The sequence below is a fragment of the Prosthecomicrobium pneumaticum genome (assembly GCF_014199915.1).
Taxonomy (GTDB): Bacteria; Pseudomonadota; Alphaproteobacteria; order Rhizobiales; family Kaistiaceae; genus Prosthecomicrobium; species Prosthecomicrobium pneumaticum.
On sequence record NZ_JACHOO010000006.1, the window covers coordinates 108,027 to 127,172 of the forward strand.

A 19,146-nucleotide genomic window follows, 5' to 3' on the forward strand; every position below is an offset into this window, starting at 1 on the left:
TAACGATGCGATCGTGCCCCCGCCACCGGCCTTTTCGGGGCAGGCCGGATGAAAGCACCAACTCTCGAGAGGAGCAGGGCACAATCATGATTCGGAAGCTTTTCGGGGCGGCGGTCTTCGCGCTCATCGCCGCTCAGCCGGCGCTCGCGCAGGACATCAAGCCCGCGCTCGTCTACGGCACCGGCGGAAAGTTCGACAAGTCGTTCAACGAGGCCGGCTATAACGGCGCCGAGAAGTACAAGACCGACACCGGCATCGCCTACCGCGATTTCGAGCCGCAGAACGATACGCAGGGCGAGCAGGCGATCCGCAAATTCGCGAGCGAGGGCTTCAACCCGGTGGTCGCGCTCTCCTTCGCCTGGACCGATGCGGTCGCCAAGGTGTCGAAGGAATTCCCCGAGACGAAATTCGTGCTCGTCGATTCCGTCGTCGACGCCCCGAACGTCCGCTCCGTCGTGTTCAAGGAAGACGAGGGCTCCTATCTCGTCGGCCTGCTCGCCGGACTGAAATCGGAGACGAAGAAGGTCGGCTTCGTCGGCGGCATGGACATTCCGCTGATCCGCAAGTTCGGCTGCGGCTATGTCCAGGGTGCGAAGGCCGGCGGCGCGACGCAGTTCTTCCAGAACATGACGGGCACCACCGGCGCCGCCTGGAACGATCCGGTGCGCGGCGGCGAGCTCGCCAAGTCGCAGATCGACCAGGGCGCGGACGTCATCTACGCCGCGGCGGGCGCGACCGGCCTCGGCGTGCTGCAGACCGCCGTCGACAACGGCAAGCTCGGCATCGGCGTCGATTCGAACCAGAACTACCTCCATCCGGGCAAGATCCTGACCTCGATGGTCAAGAAGGTCGATGTCGCGGTCTACAACGCCTATGCCGACGCCAAGGCCGGCCAGTTCACCGCCGGCGTCCAGGCCCTCGGCCTCAAGGAAGGCGGCGTCGACTGGGCGCTCGACGACAATAACGGCCCGCTCGTCACGCCCGAGATGAAGGCGGCCGTCGAGAAGGCGAAGGCCGACATCATCGCCGGCACCGTCACGGTGCACGACTACATGTCGGACGAGACCTGCCCGGTCGAATGACCGGCGCGCAGGCCCGGCCGCCCGCGTGCGGCCGGGTGCCCGATGACGGCCGGCGGTGTCCCGCCGGCCGGGTTCGGATGAGCGGCCTCGACCCGATACCGGAAAACCGGCGGGCGCGGCCGCGTTCGGGGATCCTTGAGGCATGACGTCGCCCACCACGCCGCCGGCCATCGAGCTCGTCGGCATCGACAAGCGTTTCGGGGCGGTGCACGCCAACAAGTCGATCGACCTCTCGATCGCCCGCGGCACGATCCACGGCATCGTCGGCGAGAACGGCGCCGGCAAGTCGACGCTGATGTCGATCCTCTACGGCTTCTATCAGGCCGATGCCGGCGAGATCCGTGTCGGCGGCGCGCCGGTCGCGATCACCGACAGCCAGGCGGCGATCCGCGCCGGCATCGGCATGGTCCATCAGCACTTCATGCTGGTCGAGAATTTCACGGTGCTCGAGAACGTCATGCTCGGTGCCGAGGGCGGCGTGCTGCTCCGCCGCGGCACGGCGGCGGCGCGGGCGGAGCTGAAGCGGATCGAGCGCGAATACGGCCTCGACATCGACCCCGACGCGGTCGTCGAAGAGCTCCCGGTCGGCCTGCAGCAGCGCGTCGAAATCCTGAAGGCGCTCTATCGCGGCGCCGAGATCCTGATCCTCGACGAGCCGACGGGCGTGCTCACCCCGGCCGAGGCGGACCATCTCTTCAAGATCCTCGGCCAGTTGCGGGCGCAGGGGAAGACCATCGTCCTGATCACTCACAAGCTGCGCGAGATCCTCGCCGTCACCGACAATGTCTCGGTGATGCGCCGCGGCGAGATGGTGGCGACCCGCAAGACGGCGGAGACGAGCGCCGAGGAGCTCGCCGAGCTGATGGTCGGCCGCCGTGTGCTCCTCCATGTCGAGAAGGGGCCGGCCCATCCGGGACCCGTGGTCCTTTCCGTCGAGAAGCTGACGGTGCGCGATGCCCGCGGCGTCACCATGGTCGACGGCGTCTCCTTCGACGTGCGGGCGGGCGAGATCGTCGGCATCGCCGGCGTCGCCGGCAACGGCCAGTCCGAGCTGCTCGAGGCGATCGCCGGCATCAGGCGGCCGTCCGCCGGCACGATCCGGGTCAATGGCGAGGCGCTCGGCGCCGACGGCCGGCTCGATCCGGCGCGGGTGCGGGCGAGCGGCCTCGCCCATGTGCCGGAGGATCGCCACCATATGGGCCTCGTGCTCTCCTTCGAGGAGAACGAGAACGCCATTCTCGGCTATCAGACCGACCCGAAATATCTGAAGGGCCCGCTGCTCGACATCGACGCGATCCGCGCCGACGCCAGGGCGAAGATCGAGCGCTATGATATCCGTCCGCCCGACTGCCGGCTGCGCACGGCGAATTTCTCGGGCGGCAACCAGCAGAAGATCGTGCTGTCGCGCGAGATCGAGCGTGATCCGGCCGTGCTTCTCGTCGGTCAGCCGACGCGCGGCGTCGACATCGGCGCGATCGAGTTCATCCACAAGCGGCTCGTCGCGCTGCGCGATGCCGGCAAGGCGATCCTCCTCGTCTCCGTCGAGCTCGACGAGATCCGTTCGCTCGCCGACCGCATCCTCGTGATGTTCGCCGGCCGCATCGTCGGCACGCCGCCGGCCGATGCCGACGAGCAGGAGATCGGCCTGATGATGGCCGGCATCGAGGCGAGGGAGGCGGCCGAATGAGCGCGCCGTTCGGGCAGCTGCCGCGCTGGGTCGATTACGGCCTGCTGCCCTTCATCAATCTCGTCGTCGCCTTCCTCGTCTCCGGCCTCGTCGTGCTGTTCATCGGGGCGAGCCCGCTCGAGGCGATCAACTATATGGTCACCGGCGCGCTCGGCTCGGGCGAAGGCCTCGGCTTCACCCTCTATTATGCGACGAGCTTCATCTTCACCGGCCTCTCGGTCGCCGTCGCCTTCCATTGCGGCCTCTTCAACATCGGCGGCGAGGGCCAGGTCTATGTCGGCGGGCTCGGCGTCGCGCTCGTCGCGCTGGCGCTCGACCGGATCATGCCCTGGTATGTGACGGCGCCGCTCGCCGCCGCGGCGGGCTTCGCCTTCGGTGCCGCCTGGGCGCTCGTGCCGGCCTGGCTGCAGGCGAAGCGCGGCAGCCACATCGTCATCACGACGATCATGTTCAATTTCATCGCCGCGTCGCTGATGGTCTACCTGCTCGTCAATGTGATGAAGCAGCCGGGCTCGATGTCGCCGCAGACCCGCCTCTTCGAGTCGGGCGCGCTCCTGCCGCGGCTCGGCTTCCTATTCTCGCCCCTCGGTCTCGATCTCGGCACGGCGCCGCTCAACGTCTCCTTCTTCCTCGCGCTCGCGAGCGGCTTTCTCGTCTGGGTGCTCGTCTGGCGCACCCGCTTCGGCTACGAGATCCGCACCATCGGCGCCAATCCGACCGCCGCCGCCTATGCCGGCATCCGTTATGGCCGCACCGTCGTCATCACCATGCTGATCTCCGGCGGCCTCGCCGGACTGATGGCGCTCAACGTGCTGCTCGGCGACCATGGCAAGCTGCAGATCGAATTCCCGTCCGGTGCCGGCTTCGTCGGCATCGCCGTCGCACTGATGGGCCGGTCGCATCCGGTCGGCATCGTGCTGGCGGCGATCCTCTTCGGCATTCTCTATCAGGGCGGTGCCGAGCTCGCCTTCTGGGTGCCCAACATCACCCGCGAGATGATCGTGCTGATCCAGGGCCTCGTCATCCTCTTCGCCGGGGCGCTCGAATACATGTTCCGGCCGGCGCTCGTCCGTCTGTTCGCCCCGCGCGGCGCCGCCGTGCTGCGGCCGGCGTGAGGGGCGGACATGGACCTTTTCGACACCCTCCTCATCCCGGTCCTCGCCTCGACGCTCAGGCTCTCCGTGCCGCTGATCTTCACAGCGCTCGCCGGCCTCTATGCCGAACGGTCCGGCGTGTTCGACATCGGCCTCGAGGGCAAGATGCTGTTCGGCGCCTTCGCCGCCGCGACGGCTGCCGCCTATACCGGCTCGGCCTGGGCCGGGCTCGGCGCGGCGATCCTCACCTCGGTCCTGATCAGCCTCTTGCACGGCTTCGCCTCGATCACCCAGCGCGGCAACCAGATCATCTCGGGCGTCGCGATCAATTTCATCGCCTCCGGCCTCACCGTGCTGCTCGGCAATGCCTGGTTCGGCCAAGGCGGCCGCACGCCGCAACTGCCGAACACCGCGCGCTTCACCGAGATCACGCTGCCCTTCGTCGATCAGATCCGGCCGATCCCGGTGATCGGGCCGATCTATGCCTCGGTGATCTCGGGCCACAATCTGCTCGTCTATCTGGCGCTGCTCGCCGTACCCTTCACCTGGTGGGTGCTCTTCCGCACCCGCTTCGGCCTCCGGCTGCGCGCCGTCGGCGAGAATCCCGGCGCGGTCGATACCGCCGGTGTCTCGGTCGCCTGGCTGCGCTATCGTGCGCTGATCTGCGGCGGCATCTTGGGCGGCTTCGCCGGCACCTATCTGTCGATCGCCCAGTCGGCCGCCTTCATCCGCGAGATGTCGGCCGGCAAGGGCTATATCGCGCTCGCCGCGCTCGTCTTTGCGAAATGGAAGCCGGTCAACGTGCTCGGCGCCTGCCTGCTCTTCGGTCTCCTCGACGCGGTGTCGATCCAGATGCAGGGCAAGCGCCTGCCGGTGATCGGCGAGGTTCCGGTGCAGTTCATCCAGGCGCTTCCCTATGTGCTGACGGTGATCCTGCTCGCCGGGTTCATCGGCAAGGCGATTCCGCCGAAGGCCGGCGGCGTGCCCTATGTGAAGGAGCGGTGATGAACGAGCTTCTCTTCGACCGTGCGCTCGTCGCGCGCGAGCGGGCCCATGCCCCCTATTCGGGCTTCAAGGTCGGTGCGGCGCTCCGCACCGAAAGCGGCGAGGTCTATTTCGGCGCCAATGTCGAGAACGTCGCCTTCCCGAACGGCTGGTGCGCCGAGACCTCGGCGATCGCCCAGATGATCGCCGGGGCGAGCAGTGCGCCCGGCCGGCGGATCGCCATGGTCTGCGTCGTCGCCGACCGGGTCGATGGCGGGATCGTCTGCACGCCCTGCGGCGGCTGCCGGCAGCGGCTGAAGGAGTTCGCAGGGCCGGACCTCGTCGTCCACTGCATGGACCCGGAGGGCAAGGGCGAGAGCTTCACCCTCGGCGAATTGCTGCCCGCCGCCTTCGCGGTCGAGCGGTTCTGATGACGCGCGACGACGGCCGCACCGCGGCCGCGCTCGTGCGTTCCCGCAAGGATCTCCCCTTCCGGCTCGGTCTCGTGCTCGGCTCCGGCCTCGGCGGTCTCGCCGATGCGGTGGAGGATGCCGCGGTGCTGCCCTATGAGACGCTGCCCGGCATGCCGGTGTCGCGCGTCTCCTCGCATCGCGGCGCGGTGGTCGCCGGCCGGCTCGAGGGCGTGCCGGTCGTCGTGCTCGCCGGCCGGGCGCATTACTATGAGAGCGGCGACGCCGCCGTGATGCGCGACGCGATCGGCATGCTGAAGGCGCTCGGCTGCGAGGGCGTGGTGCTCACCAATGCGGCGGGGTCGCTGCGCGAGGACCTGCCGCCGGCGACGCCGATGCTCGTCACCGACCACATCGCGCTGTCGGGGCGCAACCCGCTGATCGGCGAGGAGACCGACGCCCGCTTCGTCGGCCTGTCGGCGGCCTATGACGCGGGCTGGCGGAGCGGCCTCGCCGGCGCCGCTGCAGCGGAGGGCGAGCCGCTCGGCGAGGGCGTCTATATGTGGTTCTCCGGCCCCTCCTTCGAGACGCCGGCCGAGATCCGCATGGCGCGGCTGCTCGGGGCCGATGCGGTCGGCATGTCGACCGTCCCGGAGGTGATCCTCGCCCGCTTCTTCGGCCTGAAGGTCGCGGCCGTCTCGATCCTGACGAATTACGGCGCCGGCATGCGGGTGGGCGAGCTGTCGCACGACGAGACGAAGGAGGTCGCGCCGCGCGGCGCGGCGAAGCTCGAGCGCATCCTGCGCCGCTTCCTGCGCGACCGGTTCGCGGCGCCGTCCGCTTCATGACGGCACCGGTCGGCCGCGCCGCCGGCAGGAACCGTGCGGCGCGGGCATCTCACCCCGAAAACGGGCGCACCGGGTGTTCGCGGCTCGGCCCGGCTCAGGCCGCCTTGCCCGGCTGCGGCACGACGCGCAGATAAGGCTTCAGCGTCTTCCAGCCGCCGGGGAATTTCGCCTTCGCCGCCTCGTCGGACACCGAGGGGACGATGATCACGTCCTCGCCGTCCTTCCAGTTCGCCGGCGTCGCCACCGAGAACTTGGCGGTCAGCTGCAGGCTGTCGATCACCCGCAGGATCTCGTCGAAGTTCCGGCCGGTCGAGGCCGGATAGGTGAGCGAGAGCTTGAGCTTCTTGTCCGGCCCGATGACGAAGACCGAGCGCACCGTCGTGGTGTCGGAGGCGTTCGGGTGGATCATGCCGTAGAGATCGGCGACCGTCTTGTCCTGGTCGGCGATCAGCGGGAAGTTGAGCTCCGCGCCCTGCGTCTCGGCGATGTCCGCCGACCAGCGCTCATGCGCCTCGAGCGGGTCGACCGAAAGGCCGATCACCTTGACGTTCCGCTTGTCGAATTCCGGCTTCAGCTTCGCCACCGAGCCGAGCTCGGTGGTGCAGACCGGGGTGAAGTTCTTCGGGTGGGAGAACAGAACGCCCCAGCTGTCGCCGAGCCATTCGTGAAACGACACCTTGCCCTCGGTGGTGTCGGCGGTGAAGTCGGGAACCGTGTCGCCGAGATTGAGCGCCATCGCGAAATCCTCTCGTCCTGATGCGGCCATGCGGCCGTCTCGCGCCGTTTTCCGGCGGTCGGCGGCACTATCGGCACTCGCGGCGGCCGGGTCAATCGCGGCTTTCCGGCCGTTCCGAGCATGGTTTTCCGCTGCAGCGGCGTGGCACGGAACGGAGATTGCGCCGGGTCCGGCGGGCCGGCATCATGGCGTCCGAAGCGGCGCCGGGCGGGGCGGGCGGCGGCCGCGCAGTGTCATCGGGTGTCCTTCATGCCGGCCGTTCGGATCCTCCTCGCCCTCCTCCTCGCCGTCGCTTCCCTGCCGGCCCTGGCGCGCGACGCGCTCGAGGAGACGCCGGCCAAGATCCTGTTCGGCGCGGCGCGGGAGCCCGCGCCGCTCGAGGCGCGGTCGATCGGCTCCTATGCCAAGGGCTGCATGGCCGGCGCGGTCGCCCTCCCCGTCGACGGCCCCTACTGGCAGGCGATGCGCCTGTCGCGCAACCGCAACTGGGGCACGCCCCTCCTCGTCGACTTCCTCGAGAAGCTCGCCGCCGACGGCGCGAAGAAGGACGGCTGGCCCGGCCTTCTCGTCGGCGACATGGCGCAGCCGCGCGGCGGGCCGATGCTGACCGGTCATGCCAGCCACCAGATCGGCCTCGACGCCGACATCTGGCTGACGCCGATGCCCGACCGCCGTTTGTCGGCCAAGGAGCGCGAGGACCTTTCCGCCGTCTCGATGGTCGACGCCAGGCGCCGCCGCGTCGATCCGAGCGTCTGGACGCCGGCCCGCACCCGGATCATCCGCCGCGCCGCGCTCGACCCGCGCGTCAGCCGCATCTTCGTCAATCCGGCGATCAAGAAGCAGCTCTGCGCCGAGGCGGGCGCCGACCGCGCCTGGCTCTCCAAGGTGCGGCCCTGGTGGGGCCACGACTTCCATTTCCACGTCCGGCTCGATTGCCCGCGCGGCTGGACCGGCTGTGTGCCGCAGAAGGCGCCGGAGCCGGGCGACGGCTGCGGCGCCGAGCTCGACAGCTGGCTCGCCCCGCCCAAGCCGCCGAAGCCGGGCGCGAAGCCCCCCGTCGTGCGGCCGCCGCGGCCGGTGACGCTCGCCGATCTGCCGGCCGCCTGCCGCACCGTGCTCCTCGCCGGAGAGGCGGATGCGAGGGCGACCGCGCCCGGCGCGCCGCCGGTCGAGGCCGGGGCCGCAGGCCCGCTGCCGCGCAAGAAGCCGGCCGACTGAGGGGGAAGGCGCGCCCGGCCGGCGGGCGCTGGCGCCCTCAGATCCGCTCGGAGGTGATCGACATCGCCTGTTTCTCGCGCCGGCGCTGCACGGAGGACGGAATGCGCAGCGCCTCGCGATATTTCGCCACCGTCCGGCGGGCGATGTCGACGCCGGAATCGCGCAGCATCTTGACGATCGTGTCGTCGGACAGCACCGCATCGACCGGCTCGGCGTCGATCATCGTCTTGATGCGGTGGCGCACCGCCTCGGCGGAATGCGCCTCGCCGCCCTCGGAGGAGGCGATCGCCGAGGTGAAGAAGTATTTCAGCTCGAAGATGCCGCGCGGCGTCGCCATGTACTTGTTCGAGGTGACGCGCGACACGGTCGATTCGTGCATGCCGATCGCCTCGGCGACGGTCTTCAGGTTGAGCGGCCGCAGATGCTCGACGCCGAGCGCCAGGAAGGCGTCCTGCTGGCGGACGATCTCGGTCGACACCTTGAGGATCGTCTTCGCCCGCTGGTCGAGGCTCTTGACCAGCCAGTTGGCGGTCTGCAGGCATTCGGCGAGATAGGCGCGGTCGCCGTCCCGCTTCGAGCCGCGCGCCACCGAGGCGTAATAGCTCTGGTTGACGAGCACGCGCGGCAGCGTCTCGGAATTGAGCTCGATCAGCCAGCTGCCGTCCGGCGCCGCGCGCACCATCACATCCGGCACCACCGGCTGGACGGGGGCGGAATCGAAGGCGCTGCCGGGCTTGGGGTTGAGCGCCTTCAGCTCGGCGAGCATCTCGGCGAGATCCTCGTCGTCGACGCCGCAGATCCGGCGGAGCTGCGCATAATCGCGCCGCGCGACGAGATCGAGCCGGCCGAGCAGCGCCGCCATCGCCGGATCGTAGCGGTCGCGCTCCTTCAGCTGCAGGGCGAGGCATTCGGCGAGATCGCGGGCGCAGACGCCGGCCGGGTCGAAGCTCTGCAGGAGGTCGAGCACCTCCGCGACGAGGCCGCGCGAGGCGCCGAGCCGGTCGGCGAGCGCATCGAGATCGGCGCGCAGATAGCCCGCCTCGTCGACCTCGTCGATCAGCGCCAGGCCGACGAGCCGGCGGGTCGGATCGTCGACGGCGAGGCCGAGCTGGTCGGTGAGATGGTCGGCGAGCGAGCGCGTCTCGGCGACGAAGGCCTCGAGATTGTAATCCTCGGTGGAGAGCGCCTGCCGGGTCGGCGTGCTGTTCCAGGGGTCGAGCGGCGGGGCGGGCGCCGCTTCGCCGGCCGCCGCGCCGTGATCGTCGGGGAAGACATTGGCGAGATCGGTGTCGAGCCGCGCGGCGATCGCATCGGGGCTCGTCTCGAGCCTGGTCTCCAGCCAGTCCGGCTGGTCGCCCTCGGCCGCGCCGCCGCCCTCCGCCCCCTCGCCGTCCCGGTCGGGCTCCGGCGCGGCGAGCGGCGCGTCGCCGTTCTCGTCACGGTCGTCGCGTTCGAGCAGCGGATTGCGTTCGAGCTCGGCGTCGACATAGGCGACGAGGTCGAGATTGGAGAGCTGGAGCAGCTTGATGGCCTGCATCAGCTGCGGCGTCATCACCAGGGACTGGCTCTGCCGCAGCTCGAGTTTCGGAGAGAGGGCCATGGATGCTCGGCGACGCGGGGAACAGTGGTCTAAAAATTGCTTGACCCTGATTTGGTAGCCGATATGCCGGCCGCGTCAAAGGGTAAACTGTTCTCCCAGATAGATCCGTCGCACATCGGCGCTGGCGACGATGTCCTCCGGCCGGCCTTCCATCAGCACCTCGCCGGCATGGATGATATAGGCGCGGTCGATCAGGCCGAGCGTCTCGCGCACATTGTGGTCGGTGATCAGCACGCCGATGCCGCGCGCCGTCAGGTGGCGGACGAGCATCTGGATGTCGCCGATGGCGATCGGGTCGATGCCGGCGAAGGGCTCGTCGAGCAGCATGAAGGCCGGCCGCGAGGCGAGCGCACGGGCGATCTCGCAGCGCCGCCGCTCGCCGCCCGACAGCGCGATCGCGGGCGATTTGCGCAGATGCTCGATGTGGAATTCGGCGAGCAGCGAATCGAGCTCCGCCTCGCGCTTCCGCCGGCTCGGCTCGACCACTTCGAGCACCGCGCGGATGTTCTGCTCGACGGTCAGGCCGCGGAAGATCGAGGCTTCCTGCGGCAGATAGCCGATGCCGAGCCGCGCCCGCCGATACATCGGCAGGCGGGTGACGTCATGGCCGTCGAGCTCGATCGTGCCCTCGTCGGCGCGAACGAGGCCGGTGATCATGTAGAAGATGGTCGTCTTGCCGGCGCCGTTCGGGCCGAGCAGGCCGATCGCCTCGCCGCGCGCGACCGCGAGGCTCGCCGAGTGGACGACATGGCGCCGTCGATAGGTCTTGCCGAGGCCGCGGGCGACGAGCCAGCCCGGCCCGCCAATGCCGGAGGCCATGCGCGCGACATGTGGACGGGCCGGCCTGGAGCCGGCGCTCGGGCGGGTGCGGGAGAAGAGGGACAAGCGGGTTTCCGGACGGCGGGCGGACGGAGTTACCGGCCGGAGCCGCTGCCGGGCGTGAAGACGCCGCGGATTCGGTTGCCCGCCGCCTGCTCGATCCGCGCCCGGCCGGTGTTCATGTCGTAGACGAGCTGCTGGCCGGTGATGACGTTCTTGCCCTGGCTGAGCGTGACATTGCCGGTCAGCGTGATCAGCCGGGTCTTCAGGTCGACGCTGCCCTCGTCGCCGGTCGCGGTCTGGTCCTTCGAATTGATGTAGACCTTGCCCGACGCCACGATGCGGCTGAAATCGCCGCCGCCCGGCACCGCCGGCGCCGCGGCGGCATTCGCCTCGGCGGGCTTCGCATCACCGGTCGCGGCGTCGGCCGCCGGCTTGGCGTCGCCGGTCGAGTAGATGACGATCTTGCCGGCCTTCAGCACCGTGTCGCCGCGCGTCACCGTCACATTGCCGCTGAAGGTCGAGATCCGCTGGCCGTCCTGCTCGACCACGTCGAGCGCGTCCGCCTCGACATTGACAGGGCCTTCGGAATTCGAGGAGAGCCCGCCGAAAAGCTTCGGTGCGGGCTGCTGTGCCCCGGCGGCCGATGCGGCGCCGATCACGAGGGCGGTGACGAGGACGAAGCGGCGCAGGATCGGGGACATCATTCTCTCACGGCGGGTGCGGCGACGCTGGTTCCGGGATCGTCCGGCAGGACGAAGCTCATCTTTACCCCATTTGTGAACCGGATGCGCTGCCCACCTTCGGCGACGACCATCCGTTTCGCATGGAGCACGCCGTCGGAGGAGCGCAGCTCCACCGGGCTGTTGGTGGAGGCGCCGCCGCCGCGCAGATCGATCATCACCGCCGAGGCCTTGCCGGAATAGCCCATGGTCGTCTCGAGCGTGACGCTGTCGCGCAGATCGAGCGTCTGTTGGTTGCCGTTATAGATGCCGCGCTGCGCGGTGATCATCGCCTGGCCGTCGCCGCCGAGCCCCACCGTCGCCGACAGCTCCTCGAGCGTCACGAGCTTGGTGTCCTTGAGCGACTGGATGGCGCGCGCGGCATGCAGCGAATAGGAGCGGCCGCCGCTCTGGAAGCCGGAGACCTTCGGGTTCTCCATCACGATGGCGTCCGAGCGCACGTCGTAGGAATCGACCGAGATGCCGTTCGGCAGGCCGGGCAGGAGATAGGCATAGGCGACGAACACCGCGGTGCCGACGAGGCCGGCCGCCGGCAGCATCACCTTCAGCAGCCGGACGAAGGTCGAGTGCCGGCGGGCCGCGCGATAGCGCTCCTCGACGCCCGCCCGCCGCTCTCCGACGAAGCGGTGCGCCCCGCTGTCGGCCACCCGGTCGCTCACGGATGCCATCTCGTCTCCAAGTTGCGCCGCACCCGACGCCGCTGCAGAATGAAGAGGCTCACTCTCCTTATCAATATGTAATTTCTGCGGCGCGGCATAGCAGGGCGCGGAATGCCGCGGTGCTCAGGAATGCGCGAAGATATCCTCCTCCGGCCAGCCGGCGAGATCGAGCGCCGCGCGGGTCGGCAGGAAGTCGAAACAGGCGCGGGCGAGCGCGGTGCGCCCCTCGCGCGCCAGCCGCTGCTCGAGCTTCGTCTTCAGCGCATGGAGGTGCAGCACGTCCGACGCCGCATAGGCGAGCTGCGCGTCGGTCAGCGTCTCGGCCGCCCAGTCCGAGCTCTGCTGGTGCTTCGACAGGTCGATGTCGAGCAGATCCTTGACGAGATCCTTGAGCCCGTGCCGGTCGGTATAGGTGCGGGTGAGCCGCGAGGCGATCTTGGTGCAGAAGAGCGGCGCCACCGTGATGCCGAAGGCGTGCCCGAGCACGGCGATGTCGAAGCGGGCGTAGTGGAACACCTTGACGCGCCGGGTATCGGTGAGGAGCCGCACCAGATTGGGCGCCGCCGTCTGCCCCGGCTCGATCTGCACGACATCGGCACTGCCGTCGCCGGGCGAGAGCTGGACGACGCAGAGCCGGTCGCGATGCGGGTTGAGGCCGAGGGTCTCGGTGTCGATCGCCACGACGTCGCCATAGGGCGAGAGATCGGCGAGATCGCCGCGATGCAGGCGGATGGTCATGCTCGGGTCCCCGGACGGCGGAAGCTCCCGGTGGTAGCGGAGCGGAAGCACCGCGGCAACCATGTCGCGGCGGCGGGCGCGGCGGATCCCTTTCGGGCGCCGCCGAAGCGCGCTAGTTTCCCCCTCTCCGCCCCACGTGCCAAACGCACCGGCGGACCGCGGACGAGGCGACGGACGAGCGACAGGTGAAAGAGGACTCGAGCCGGCAGAAGGCGAAGACCGCGGGTCTCGAGGACACGATGAGCCGGCCGGGCCTCGCCGCGCGGCTCGTCCAGCGTCTGGTCGATGCCGCCGAGGCGCTCAATCTGCGCCATTCCGCGGTCGGCAATCCACCCGTCTTCCCGACCGAGGCCTTTCCCTGGGCGAAGGCGATCGAGGCGGAGTGGCGGCTGATCCGCGCCGAGCTCGACCGCGTTCTGGTGCGCAAGGGCGACCTGCCGGCCTTCCACGAGATCGCGTCCGAGGTCCGCTCGATCTCCGCCGACCGCAACTGGAAGACCTTCCTCCTCTATGGCTACGGCATCCGCTCGGAGGAGGCGATCCGCCAGTGCCCGGAGACCTGGCGGATTCTCCAGGGCATTCCCGGCCTCAAATCGGCGATGTTCTCGATCTTCGAGCCGGGCAAGCACCTGCCGCCGCATCGCGGCCCCTATAACGGCGTGCTGCGCTTCCATCTCGGCCTGATCGTGCCGGACGAGCCCGACAAGATCGGCATCCGCGTCGCCGACCGGGTGTGCCACTGGCGCGAGGGCGAGGCGCTGATCTTCGACGACGCCTATGAGCACGAGGCGTGGAACCATTCCGACCGGGTGCGGGTGGTGCTGTTCGTCGATTTCGAGAAGCCGACCCGCTTTCCCGCCCGCCTCGTCAACCGCGCCGTGCTGCGGCTCGCCGTCTTCACGCCCTTCATCCGCGAGGGCTACAAGGCCCAGAAGGCCTGGGAGCGGATGTTCTACGGCGCCGGCCGCCTGCACCGCTGAGACGCCGCCCGCGGCGACGCCCCGGGCGGCACGCCCGTCCTTCCGCCGGCCTCAGCCGCGCTGCGCCCAGCCCGCCATCACCGGCAGGCTGCGGCGGTATTGCGGCACCACCTCGAGCGCGGCGCCGAGTTCGGCCGCGGCGCGCCACGGCCAGCGTGGATCGGCGAGCACGGCGCGCGCGAAGGCGACGAGATCCGCCCGGCCCTCGGCGACGATCGCCTCGGCCTGCTCGGGCCGGTCGATCAGGCCGACGGCGCGGGTGATCATGCCGGTCTCGCGCCTGACCTTCTCGGCAAAGGGCACCTGATAGAGCGGCGCGTTCGGCACCGGCGCCTTCGGCAGGTTGCCGCCCGAGGAGATGCAGGCATAGGCGACGCCGCGCGCCTTCAGCGCCTTCACGACGGCGACCGTCTCGTCCGGATCGAAGCCGCCCTCGACCCATTCGCTCGCCGACAGGCGGACGCCGACCACCATCCGTTCGGGGAGCGCGGCGCGCAGCCGCTCGGCGATCGCGAGGATCAGCCGCATCCGGTTCTCGAGCGGACCGCCCCATTCGTCCGTCCGCCGGTTCGAGAAGGGCGACAGGAACTGGTGCAGCAGATAGCCGTGCGCGCCGTGGATCTCGACGAAGTCGAAGCCCGCCCGCTCGGCCCGCAGGCCCGCCGCGACGAAGGCCTCGACGATGCCCTCGATCTCGTCCGCTTCGAGCGCGTGCGGCACGTGCCAGCCGGGCGCGAAGGGCACGGCCGAGGGCGCCACCGTCTGCCAGGCGCCGTCCGCGGCGGCGAGCGGCCCGCCGCCCTGCCAGGGCACGTTGGTCGAGGCCTTGCGGCCGGCATGGGCGAGCTGGATGCCGAACACCGCGCCCTCGGCCGCGACGGCGCGCGCCGAAGCCAGCCGGTCGCGGATCGCCGCCTCGTTCTCGTCCGAATAGAGGCCGAGGCAGGACGGCGTGATGCGGCCGCGCGCCTCGACGCCGGTCGCCTCGACGGTGATCATCGCGGCGCCGGAAACGGCGAGGCTCGTCCAATGGGCGAGGTGCCAGTCGCCCGGCGTGCCGTCGAGCGCGGAATACATGCACATCGGCGCGATCGCGATGCGGTTCGGCAGGGTGAACGGGCCGAGCGCGAGCGGCGAGAAGAGCGTGGCAGCCATGGAGGACCTCGGGAAAAGAGGGAGAGCGGGCCGGCGGCGGCGTGCGGGAAAAAAGTAAGGCCGCCGAAATATAAGCGGCGGCCCCGTCTTCGCAATCGTGATCCGGCGTGCCGCGCCGGGGCGGCGGCTCAGGCGGCCGCGACGCCGGTGCCGACCGGGCAGGCGACGCCGGTGCCGCCGAGGCCGCAATAGCCGTTCGGCACCTTGGCGAGATATTGCTGGTGATAGTCCTCGGCGAAGTAGAAGGCCGGCCGGTCGACGATCTCCGTGGTGATGCGGCCGAACCCCTTCTCGCTCAGCGCCGCCTGATAGGCGTCGCGCACCGCCTCGGCCGTCGCCCGCTCGGCCGCATCGCCGACATAGATGCCGGAGCGATACTGCGTGCCGACATCATTGCCCTGCCGCATGCCCTGGGTCGGATCGTGGCTCTCGAAGAACAGCCGGACGAGCTCGGCGAAGGAGACCACCGCCGGGTCATAGGCGACGAGCACGACCTCGTTATGGCCGGTCATGCCGGAGCAGACCTCCTCATAGGTCGGGTTGGGCGTCGCCCCGCCGGCATAGCCGACCGCGGTGACGAAGACGCCGTCGCGTCGCCAGAAGGCGCGCTCGGCGCCCCAGAAGCAGCCGAGGCCGAACAGCGCGGTGCGGATGCCCTCCGGATAGGGTCCGGCGAGCGGCCGGCCCGAGACGGCGTGCGTGCCGGGCACGGTGATCGGCATCGGCCGTCCGGGAAGCGCCTCGCCCGCCGCGGGCAGGCGGGTCTTGCGGGCGAGGAGGTCGAGAAGGAACATCGGAAACCCTCCTTGGGTCATACCCCGCAAAGCGGGGGCGGTCGGATCATGCCCCGCAAGGCGGGGCGGTTCGGAGCCGTGCCCCGCAAAGCGGGGTCGAGGACGGGCGGGCGCGGCCTCCCGGAGGACACCCGTCACCCCGGCCTCCGTGCCGGGGTCCATCATCGTGCCGCGGGGCGGCCGGCAGAGCTGCGGCGAAACCCGTGCCATGGTGCCGGGGCGGCCCCGTCGCGCGGGCGTCCTCCTCAGGCGAAGGCGGCGCGCCGGCGGCGGCGCCCGGCGAGGATCAGCAGCGCGCCGAGCGCGGCGAACACCGCGAAGGTCGGCAGGGTCAGAAGAAACTGGACGACCGGGTCCCACACCCAGGCGCCGACATGCGGCTCGACATGGCCCGCGACGAAGCCCTGCGCCGCGGCGAGGCTGTCGCGCGACAGCGAGAACCAGGTCTGGCCGAGCGAGGCGAGCGTCAGGCTCGAGGTTGCGATCGAGCGCGTGCCGTCGACGACGAGGGCGACCACGCCGATCGACAGCGCGAAGAGGCCGAGGAGACGCGACAGGAAGGAGAACATGGACGGCCCGCGCTCGCGACACCGGGCGGCAAGCCCGCGACCGCTCCTAGATAATGCGCCCCGCCCCGCGCGGCAACGCCGCGCCGGACAGGGAGACGGCGGCGCGCCGGGCGCCGCGCCCGACATCCTCGGGCGGCTGGGCCGCGGGCGGCGTGAAGACGCAACGCCGGCACAGCGGGTAGTGTCCTAGTAGGACACTACCGCACAGCGGATCGTCCTCGCCGGCACAGCGGATCGTCTTGCGTCGCGCCCGCTCTTCGTGATAGTGCGCCCGCTCCGGCAGGCGAGGCATCGCCCGAACCGCTGCGGCCCGCCGCAGCAGGGCCTGCACCGGGACGGAGGGGTGGCCGAGTGGTTGAAGGCGCACGCCTGGAAAGTGTGTATACGGGAAACCGTATCGCGGGTTCGAATCCCGCTCCCTCCGCCATTGCGTTCAATTGAAGCGTCTCCCCGAACGCTGCGCGGCAACAGATCGCGCCACCTTTCAAAGGCTTTGCTGGTGCGGCCTCTGCACAGCGCAGCCCGCTAACTCTGGGTCGCATTCTCCGAATCGCCAGTCCCATACGAACAGAAAGCTTCGCCTCTTCATGCGGTTAGACGATCCGACCGGTTCGGAATTTCGAATTTTTTCGGCTAACGAAGCCCCAATCGCTCCCAAATAGGCTGTTCAATCGAAGCAGCATTTTCCTGTTTGAAGACCGCGCGTTCCTTCTATGTTCTGAGATGAGCCTAGGATAGGGTGAAGTCCAATAACGAGGCAGCTCCGTGGCGCAAACGTCGGAAATCGAATGGACTGACGCAACCTGGAACCCGGTGACGGGCTGCATCAAGGTCGGTCCCGGCTGCGACAACTGCTACGCGGAACGCTTTGCCGAACGTTGGCGGGGGGTTGCTGGACACCCCTACGAACAAGGCTTCGACCTGACGCTCTGGCCATCACGGCTGATGCAGCCCGCGCAGTGGAAAAAGCCGCGGATGATCTTCGTGAACTCGATGAGTGACCTCTTCCACAAGGACATAGACCGCACGTTCATCGACAAAGTGTTCGATGCCATGGAGCAGGCGAACTGGCATGTCTATCAGGTGCTGACCAAGCGCAGCTCGCTTATGCGCAACTATGTCCGGAAGCGGTATGATGGCAGACCGGTTCCGCGCCATATATGGCTTGGCGTATCGGTTGAGGACGCCGCTCACACGAGCCGGATCGGGCATCTGAAGCAGATTAACTCCGATGCACGCTTCATTTCGTTCGAGCCACTCCTGGGACCGATCGGCGAAGTCGATCTACGTGGCATCGCATGGGCCATCGTTGGCGGCGAGAGCGGGCCGCGGGCTCGCCCCATGGACGAAAGCTGGGCAAGACAGATCCGGGACATCTGCGACCGTGACGAGGTAGCCTTCTTCTTCAAGCAATGGGGTGGTGCACGTCCGAAGTCGGGCGGGCGGCTGCTCGATGGGGAGGAATGGAACGGCTTTCCGTGGCAGATCGTGCCTGAGCCAATCATGCGCGCTTTGCAGCCCAAGGATGCTTGATGCCGCCTCGGATCGGAGACTACCGGGGACGCGAGCAGTCCTTTATCAAGCATCTGTTTCTTAACAAATATCTTGAGGCCGCGGCCTACAAGCTTTTCCAAGGCAGATCGCCGGTCTTCAACTTCGTCGACGCATTTGCAGGCCCTTGGCGGGTATCGGACACCAACATGTACTCCGATGCCTCGTTTTCACAGGCGATCGAAACACTCGAAACTGTACGCAGCTCGCTCATTGGCATGGGTCGCACCGGTCTCAAGGTGCGGTTCCGCTTCTGTGAGCGGAACCCGGCTTCGGTCGCCAAGCTGAAAACGTTCGCGGCCCAGAAGCCAGAATTCGACATCCAGGTCTTTTCGGGCGCCTTCGAGGACAACCTTGATGGCATCCGGTCAACCTGTCGCGATGGCTTCACGTTCACGTTCATCGACCCGACCGGATGGAATGTTGAGTCCAGCAAGGTTTTCGATTTCCTCAGAGCCTTGAGTGGCGAGTTTCTGTTCAACTTCATGGCCGAGGAAGTGAACCGCCATGCCGGTTGGGATGGTGTTGCCGAGTCTGTCGGCCGGTTCTTGGCCGACCCAGCCTGGAAGACGTCATTTGAGGCGATGACCGAAGGATCAAATGAGACGAAGATCCTGCAGCTTTTGAAAGCAAAGATGAAGGAAGCAAGGGTCGCGACTTATCTCCCGGATATGGCCATCCGGAAACCTCGCGAAGATCGGATCAAGATGCGTCTGATCCTCGGCACCCACAGCGGTTTTGGTGTTGAGGTGTTCCGGACCGTTCAAGAGAAGGTGGAAAAGGAGGCGGTTCGCACCCGTCACAACATTCGGACCGAGGAAAGCGGGCAGCCCCAGCTCTTTCCTGAGGATCAGATCATTGCTTTCGAGACTGATCGCGACGGGGTGGGCTGTTGGGCCCATGTCGACTGGGCCAAGGAACTGTTGCGGCGAGCGGTGTCAGAGAGGCCAGGGATCGCGTTCGGAGCAGTCGCCAGCCAGGTCATGGAGCAGGTTCCGGTGCGCACGACCCATCTGAACAAGATCGCAGCGGCATGCCGGAAGGCTGGCTTGCTGCGTTACGACCTGCCCGACGGGAAACGGACTCCGGTGCCTGAGACAAGGTTCTGGTCTGGCGGGCAATAAGAAGGCTGGGCGTCGCCTCGGCATATGGAAATCATGCACGGCGCTGGCGCGAATGGCATTAATGCTTCGGATCTTGGGCAACTTCGGTTCGTGGTCGCTTTTAGTTAACCTACCTCGGTGTCCCCAAACTGGCACCGGAGGCGGGCCAGCGTCGCGGTCTCCGCGATCGCCTCCCCCGATGTAGCTCGGACGATCCTGCGAACCGCCTTCGGGCAGGCGAAGATCGGAACTCTCTCACTCCAGCCCTACGCCGGCTCTGGCCGCTGGCCGCGTGTCCTGCCCCCGCGTCTGTCACGCAGGCCGTGGCGGCCTTTTCGGCGGCGTCTCTGCTCCCCCGAGCGCCAAAGGGACCGCT

19 protein-coding genes and 1 tRNA gene are annotated in these 19,146 nt (G+C 68.6%); 11 read left to right on the forward strand and 9 right to left on the reverse strand.

Annotation, left to right across the window (positions count from 1 at the left end; translation table 11 throughout):
• The first annotated feature begins 86 nt into the window (after positions 1–86).
• The 6 genes from GGQ63_RS14660 to GGQ63_RS14685 all read left to right on the forward strand — a co-directional run bounded on the left by GGQ63_RS14660 (position 87) and on the right by GGQ63_RS14685 (position 6,105).
• Complete coding sequence (locus GGQ63_RS14660) at positions 87–1,082, forward strand: BMP family lipoprotein (protein ID WP_183857108.1); 996 nt, start codon at positions 87–89, stop codon at positions 1,080–1,082.
• A gap of 142 nt (positions 1,083–1,224) precedes the next feature.
• Entirely contained in the window at positions 1,225–2,769 is a 1,545-nt protein-coding gene (locus GGQ63_RS14665) for an ABC transporter ATP-binding protein (protein WP_183857110.1), read from the forward strand.
• Complete coding sequence (locus GGQ63_RS14670; RefSeq protein WP_183857112.1) at positions 2,766–3,884, forward strand: ABC transporter permease; 1,119 nt, start codon at positions 2,766–2,768, stop codon at positions 3,882–3,884. The genes GGQ63_RS14665 and GGQ63_RS14670 overlap by 4 nt, the downstream gene beginning before the upstream one ends.
• A gap of 9 nt (positions 3,885–3,893) precedes the next feature.
• The gene (locus tag GGQ63_RS14675; RefSeq protein WP_183857114.1) at positions 3,894–4,868 is read left to right on the forward strand and encodes an ABC transporter permease; all 975 of its coding nucleotides are present in this window, start codon (positions 3,894–3,896) and stop codon (positions 4,866–4,868) included.
• The gene (gene cdd / locus GGQ63_RS14680) at positions 4,868–5,278 is read left to right on the forward strand and encodes a cytidine deaminase (protein WP_183857116.1); all 411 of its coding nucleotides are present in this window, start codon (positions 4,868–4,870) and stop codon (positions 5,276–5,278) included. The genes GGQ63_RS14675 and cdd overlap by 1 nt, the downstream gene beginning before the upstream one ends.
• Positions 5,278–6,105, forward strand: a complete 828-nt coding sequence (locus GGQ63_RS14685; RefSeq protein WP_183857118.1) for a purine-nucleoside phosphorylase — start codon at positions 5,278–5,280, stop codon at positions 6,103–6,105. Before cdd ends, GGQ63_RS14685 begins: the two co-directional genes overlap by 1 nt.
• Positions 6,106–6,199: 94 nt before the next feature.
• Here GGQ63_RS14685 and GGQ63_RS14690 read toward each other — a convergent pair whose 3' ends face one another.
• On the reverse strand, positions 6,200–6,841 hold the full coding sequence (locus tag GGQ63_RS14690; protein WP_183857120.1) for a peroxiredoxin: 642 nt from the start codon (positions 6,839–6,841) through the stop codon (positions 6,200–6,202).
• A 249-nt stretch (positions 6,842–7,090) separates the two neighbouring features.
• Between GGQ63_RS14690 and mepA the strand changes: the two genes are divergently transcribed.
• Positions 7,091–8,059 carry a penicillin-insensitive murein endopeptidase gene (mepA, locus tag GGQ63_RS14695; protein WP_183857122.1) on the forward strand — a complete coding sequence of 323 codons (969 nt, stop codon included), beginning with the start codon at positions 7,091–7,093 and terminating at the stop codon, positions 8,057–8,059.
• A gap of 37 nt (positions 8,060–8,096) precedes the next feature.
• Here mepA and rpoN read toward each other — a convergent pair whose 3' ends face one another.
• From rpoN to GGQ63_RS14720, 5 genes are all read right to left on the reverse strand, one after another.
• Positions 8,097–9,659, reverse strand: a complete 1,563-nt coding sequence (gene rpoN / locus GGQ63_RS14700; RefSeq protein WP_183857124.1) for an RNA polymerase factor sigma-54 — start codon at positions 9,657–9,659, stop codon at positions 8,097–8,099.
• A 75-nt stretch (positions 9,660–9,734) separates the two neighbouring features.
• Positions 9,735–10,544, reverse strand: a complete 810-nt coding sequence (gene lptB / locus GGQ63_RS14705) for an LPS export ABC transporter ATP-binding protein (RefSeq protein WP_183857126.1) — start codon at positions 10,542–10,544, stop codon at positions 9,735–9,737.
• A gap of 29 nt (positions 10,545–10,573) precedes the next feature.
• Positions 10,574–11,185 (reverse strand): LptA/OstA family protein, encoded by a 612-nt coding sequence (locus tag GGQ63_RS14710; protein WP_183857128.1) that lies wholly within the window; start codon positions 11,183–11,185, stop codon positions 10,574–10,576.
• Positions 11,182–11,889 carry an LPS export ABC transporter periplasmic protein LptC gene (lptC, locus tag GGQ63_RS14715; RefSeq protein WP_183857129.1) on the reverse strand — a complete coding sequence of 236 codons (708 nt, stop codon included), beginning with the start codon at positions 11,887–11,889 and terminating at the stop codon, positions 11,182–11,184. The genes GGQ63_RS14710 and lptC overlap by 4 nt, the downstream gene beginning before the upstream one ends.
• 114 nt (positions 11,890–12,003) lie before the next feature.
• Positions 12,004–12,618 (reverse strand): ribonuclease D, encoded by a 615-nt coding sequence (locus GGQ63_RS14720; RefSeq protein ID WP_183857131.1) that lies wholly within the window; start codon positions 12,616–12,618, stop codon positions 12,004–12,006.
• A gap of 239 nt (positions 12,619–12,857) precedes the next feature.
• Between GGQ63_RS14720 and GGQ63_RS14725 the strand changes: the two genes are divergently transcribed.
• Complete coding sequence (locus GGQ63_RS14725; RefSeq protein WP_183857579.1) at positions 12,858–13,598, forward strand: aspartyl/asparaginyl beta-hydroxylase domain-containing protein; 741 nt, start codon at positions 12,858–12,860, stop codon at positions 13,596–13,598.
• A gap of 51 nt (positions 13,599–13,649) precedes the next feature.
• On the opposite strand, the gene GGQ63_RS14730 is transcribed toward GGQ63_RS14725, so the two are convergent.
• From GGQ63_RS14730 to GGQ63_RS14740, 3 genes are all read right to left on the reverse strand, one after another.
• Positions 13,650–14,753, reverse strand: a complete 1,104-nt coding sequence (locus GGQ63_RS14730) for an NADH:flavin oxidoreductase/NADH oxidase (RefSeq protein ID WP_183857133.1) — start codon at positions 14,751–14,753, stop codon at positions 13,650–13,652.
• 128 nt (positions 14,754–14,881) lie between these two features.
• Positions 14,882–15,547: a peptide-methionine (S)-S-oxide reductase MsrA gene (gene msrA / locus GGQ63_RS14735; RefSeq protein ID WP_183857135.1), complete on the reverse strand. Its 666-nt coding sequence runs from the start codon at positions 15,545–15,547 to the stop codon at positions 14,882–14,884.
• Positions 15,548–15,792: 245 nt separating this feature from the next.
• A complete protein-coding gene (locus GGQ63_RS14740; protein WP_183857137.1) occupies positions 15,793–16,116 on the reverse strand; it encodes a hypothetical protein in 324 nt (107 codons plus the stop codon).
• A gap of 337 nt (positions 16,117–16,453) precedes the next feature.
• On the opposite strand from GGQ63_RS14740, the gene GGQ63_RS14745 reads away from it, so the two are divergent.
• The 3 genes from GGQ63_RS14745 (at position 16,454) to tcmP (ending at position 18,791) form a co-directional block, all read left to right on the forward strand.
• Positions 16,454–16,543, forward strand: a tRNA-Ser gene (locus tag GGQ63_RS14745).
• A 338-nt stretch (positions 16,544–16,881) separates the two neighbouring features.
• Positions 16,882–17,649 (forward strand): DUF5131 family protein, encoded by a 768-nt coding sequence (locus tag GGQ63_RS14750; protein WP_183857139.1) that lies wholly within the window; start codon positions 16,882–16,884, stop codon positions 17,647–17,649.
• On the forward strand, positions 17,649–18,791 hold the full coding sequence (gene tcmP / locus GGQ63_RS14755) for a three-Cys-motif partner protein TcmP (protein WP_183857140.1): 1,143 nt from the start codon (positions 17,649–17,651) through the stop codon (positions 18,789–18,791). The genes GGQ63_RS14750 and tcmP overlap by 1 nt, the downstream gene beginning before the upstream one ends.
• The last annotated feature ends 355 nt before the right edge of the window (positions 18,792–19,146 follow it).

Coding starts and splice junctions, on each gene's coding strand:
- GGQ63_RS14660 (WP_183857108.1), top strand. CDS start 87: ATGATTCGGAAGCTTTTCGGGGCGGCGGTCTTCGCGCTCATCGCCGCT.
- GGQ63_RS14665 (WP_183857110.1), top strand. CDS start 1,225: ATGACGTCGCCCACCACGCCGCCGGCCATCGAGCTCGTCGGCATCGAC.
- GGQ63_RS14670 (WP_183857112.1), top strand. CDS start 2,766: ATGAGCGCGCCGTTCGGGCAGCTGCCGCGCTGGGTCGATTACGGCCTG.
- GGQ63_RS14675 (WP_183857114.1), top strand. CDS start 3,894: ATGGACCTTTTCGACACCCTCCTCATCCCGGTCCTCGCCTCGACGCTC.
- cdd (WP_183857116.1), top strand. CDS start 4,868: ATGAACGAGCTTCTCTTCGACCGTGCGCTCGTCGCGCGCGAGCGGGCC.
- GGQ63_RS14685 (WP_183857118.1), top strand. CDS start 5,278: ATGACGCGCGACGACGGCCGCACCGCGGCCGCGCTCGTGCGTTCCCGC.
- GGQ63_RS14690 (WP_183857120.1), bottom strand. CDS start 6,841: ATGGCGCTCAATCTCGGCGACACGGTTCCCGACTTCACCGCCGACACC.
- mepA (WP_183857122.1), top strand. CDS start 7,091: ATGCCGGCCGTTCGGATCCTCCTCGCCCTCCTCCTCGCCGTCGCTTCC.
- rpoN (WP_183857124.1), bottom strand. CDS start 9,659: ATGGCCCTCTCTCCGAAACTCGAGCTGCGGCAGAGCCAGTCCCTGGTG.
- GGQ63_RS14710 (WP_183857128.1), bottom strand. CDS start 11,185: ATGATGTCCCCGATCCTGCGCCGCTTCGTCCTCGTCACCGCCCTCGTG.
- lptC (WP_183857129.1), bottom strand. CDS start 11,889: ATGGCATCCGTGAGCGACCGGGTGGCCGACAGCGGGGCGCACCGCTTC.
- GGQ63_RS14720 (WP_183857131.1), bottom strand. CDS start 12,618: ATGACCATCCGCCTGCATCGCGGCGATCTCGCCGATCTCTCGCCCTAT.
- GGQ63_RS14725 (WP_183857579.1), top strand. CDS start 12,858: ATGAGCCGGCCGGGCCTCGCCGCGCGGCTCGTCCAGCGTCTGGTCGAT.
- GGQ63_RS14730 (WP_183857133.1), bottom strand. CDS start 14,753: ATGGCTGCCACGCTCTTCTCGCCGCTCGCGCTCGGCCCGTTCACCCTG.
- msrA (WP_183857135.1), bottom strand. CDS start 15,547: ATGTTCCTTCTCGACCTCCTCGCCCGCAAGACCCGCCTGCCCGCGGCG.
- GGQ63_RS14740 (WP_183857137.1), bottom strand. CDS start 16,116: ATGTTCTCCTTCCTGTCGCGTCTCCTCGGCCTCTTCGCGCTGTCGATC.
- tcmP (WP_183857140.1), top strand. CDS start 17,649: ATGCCGCCTCGGATCGGAGACTACCGGGGACGCGAGCAGTCCTTTATC.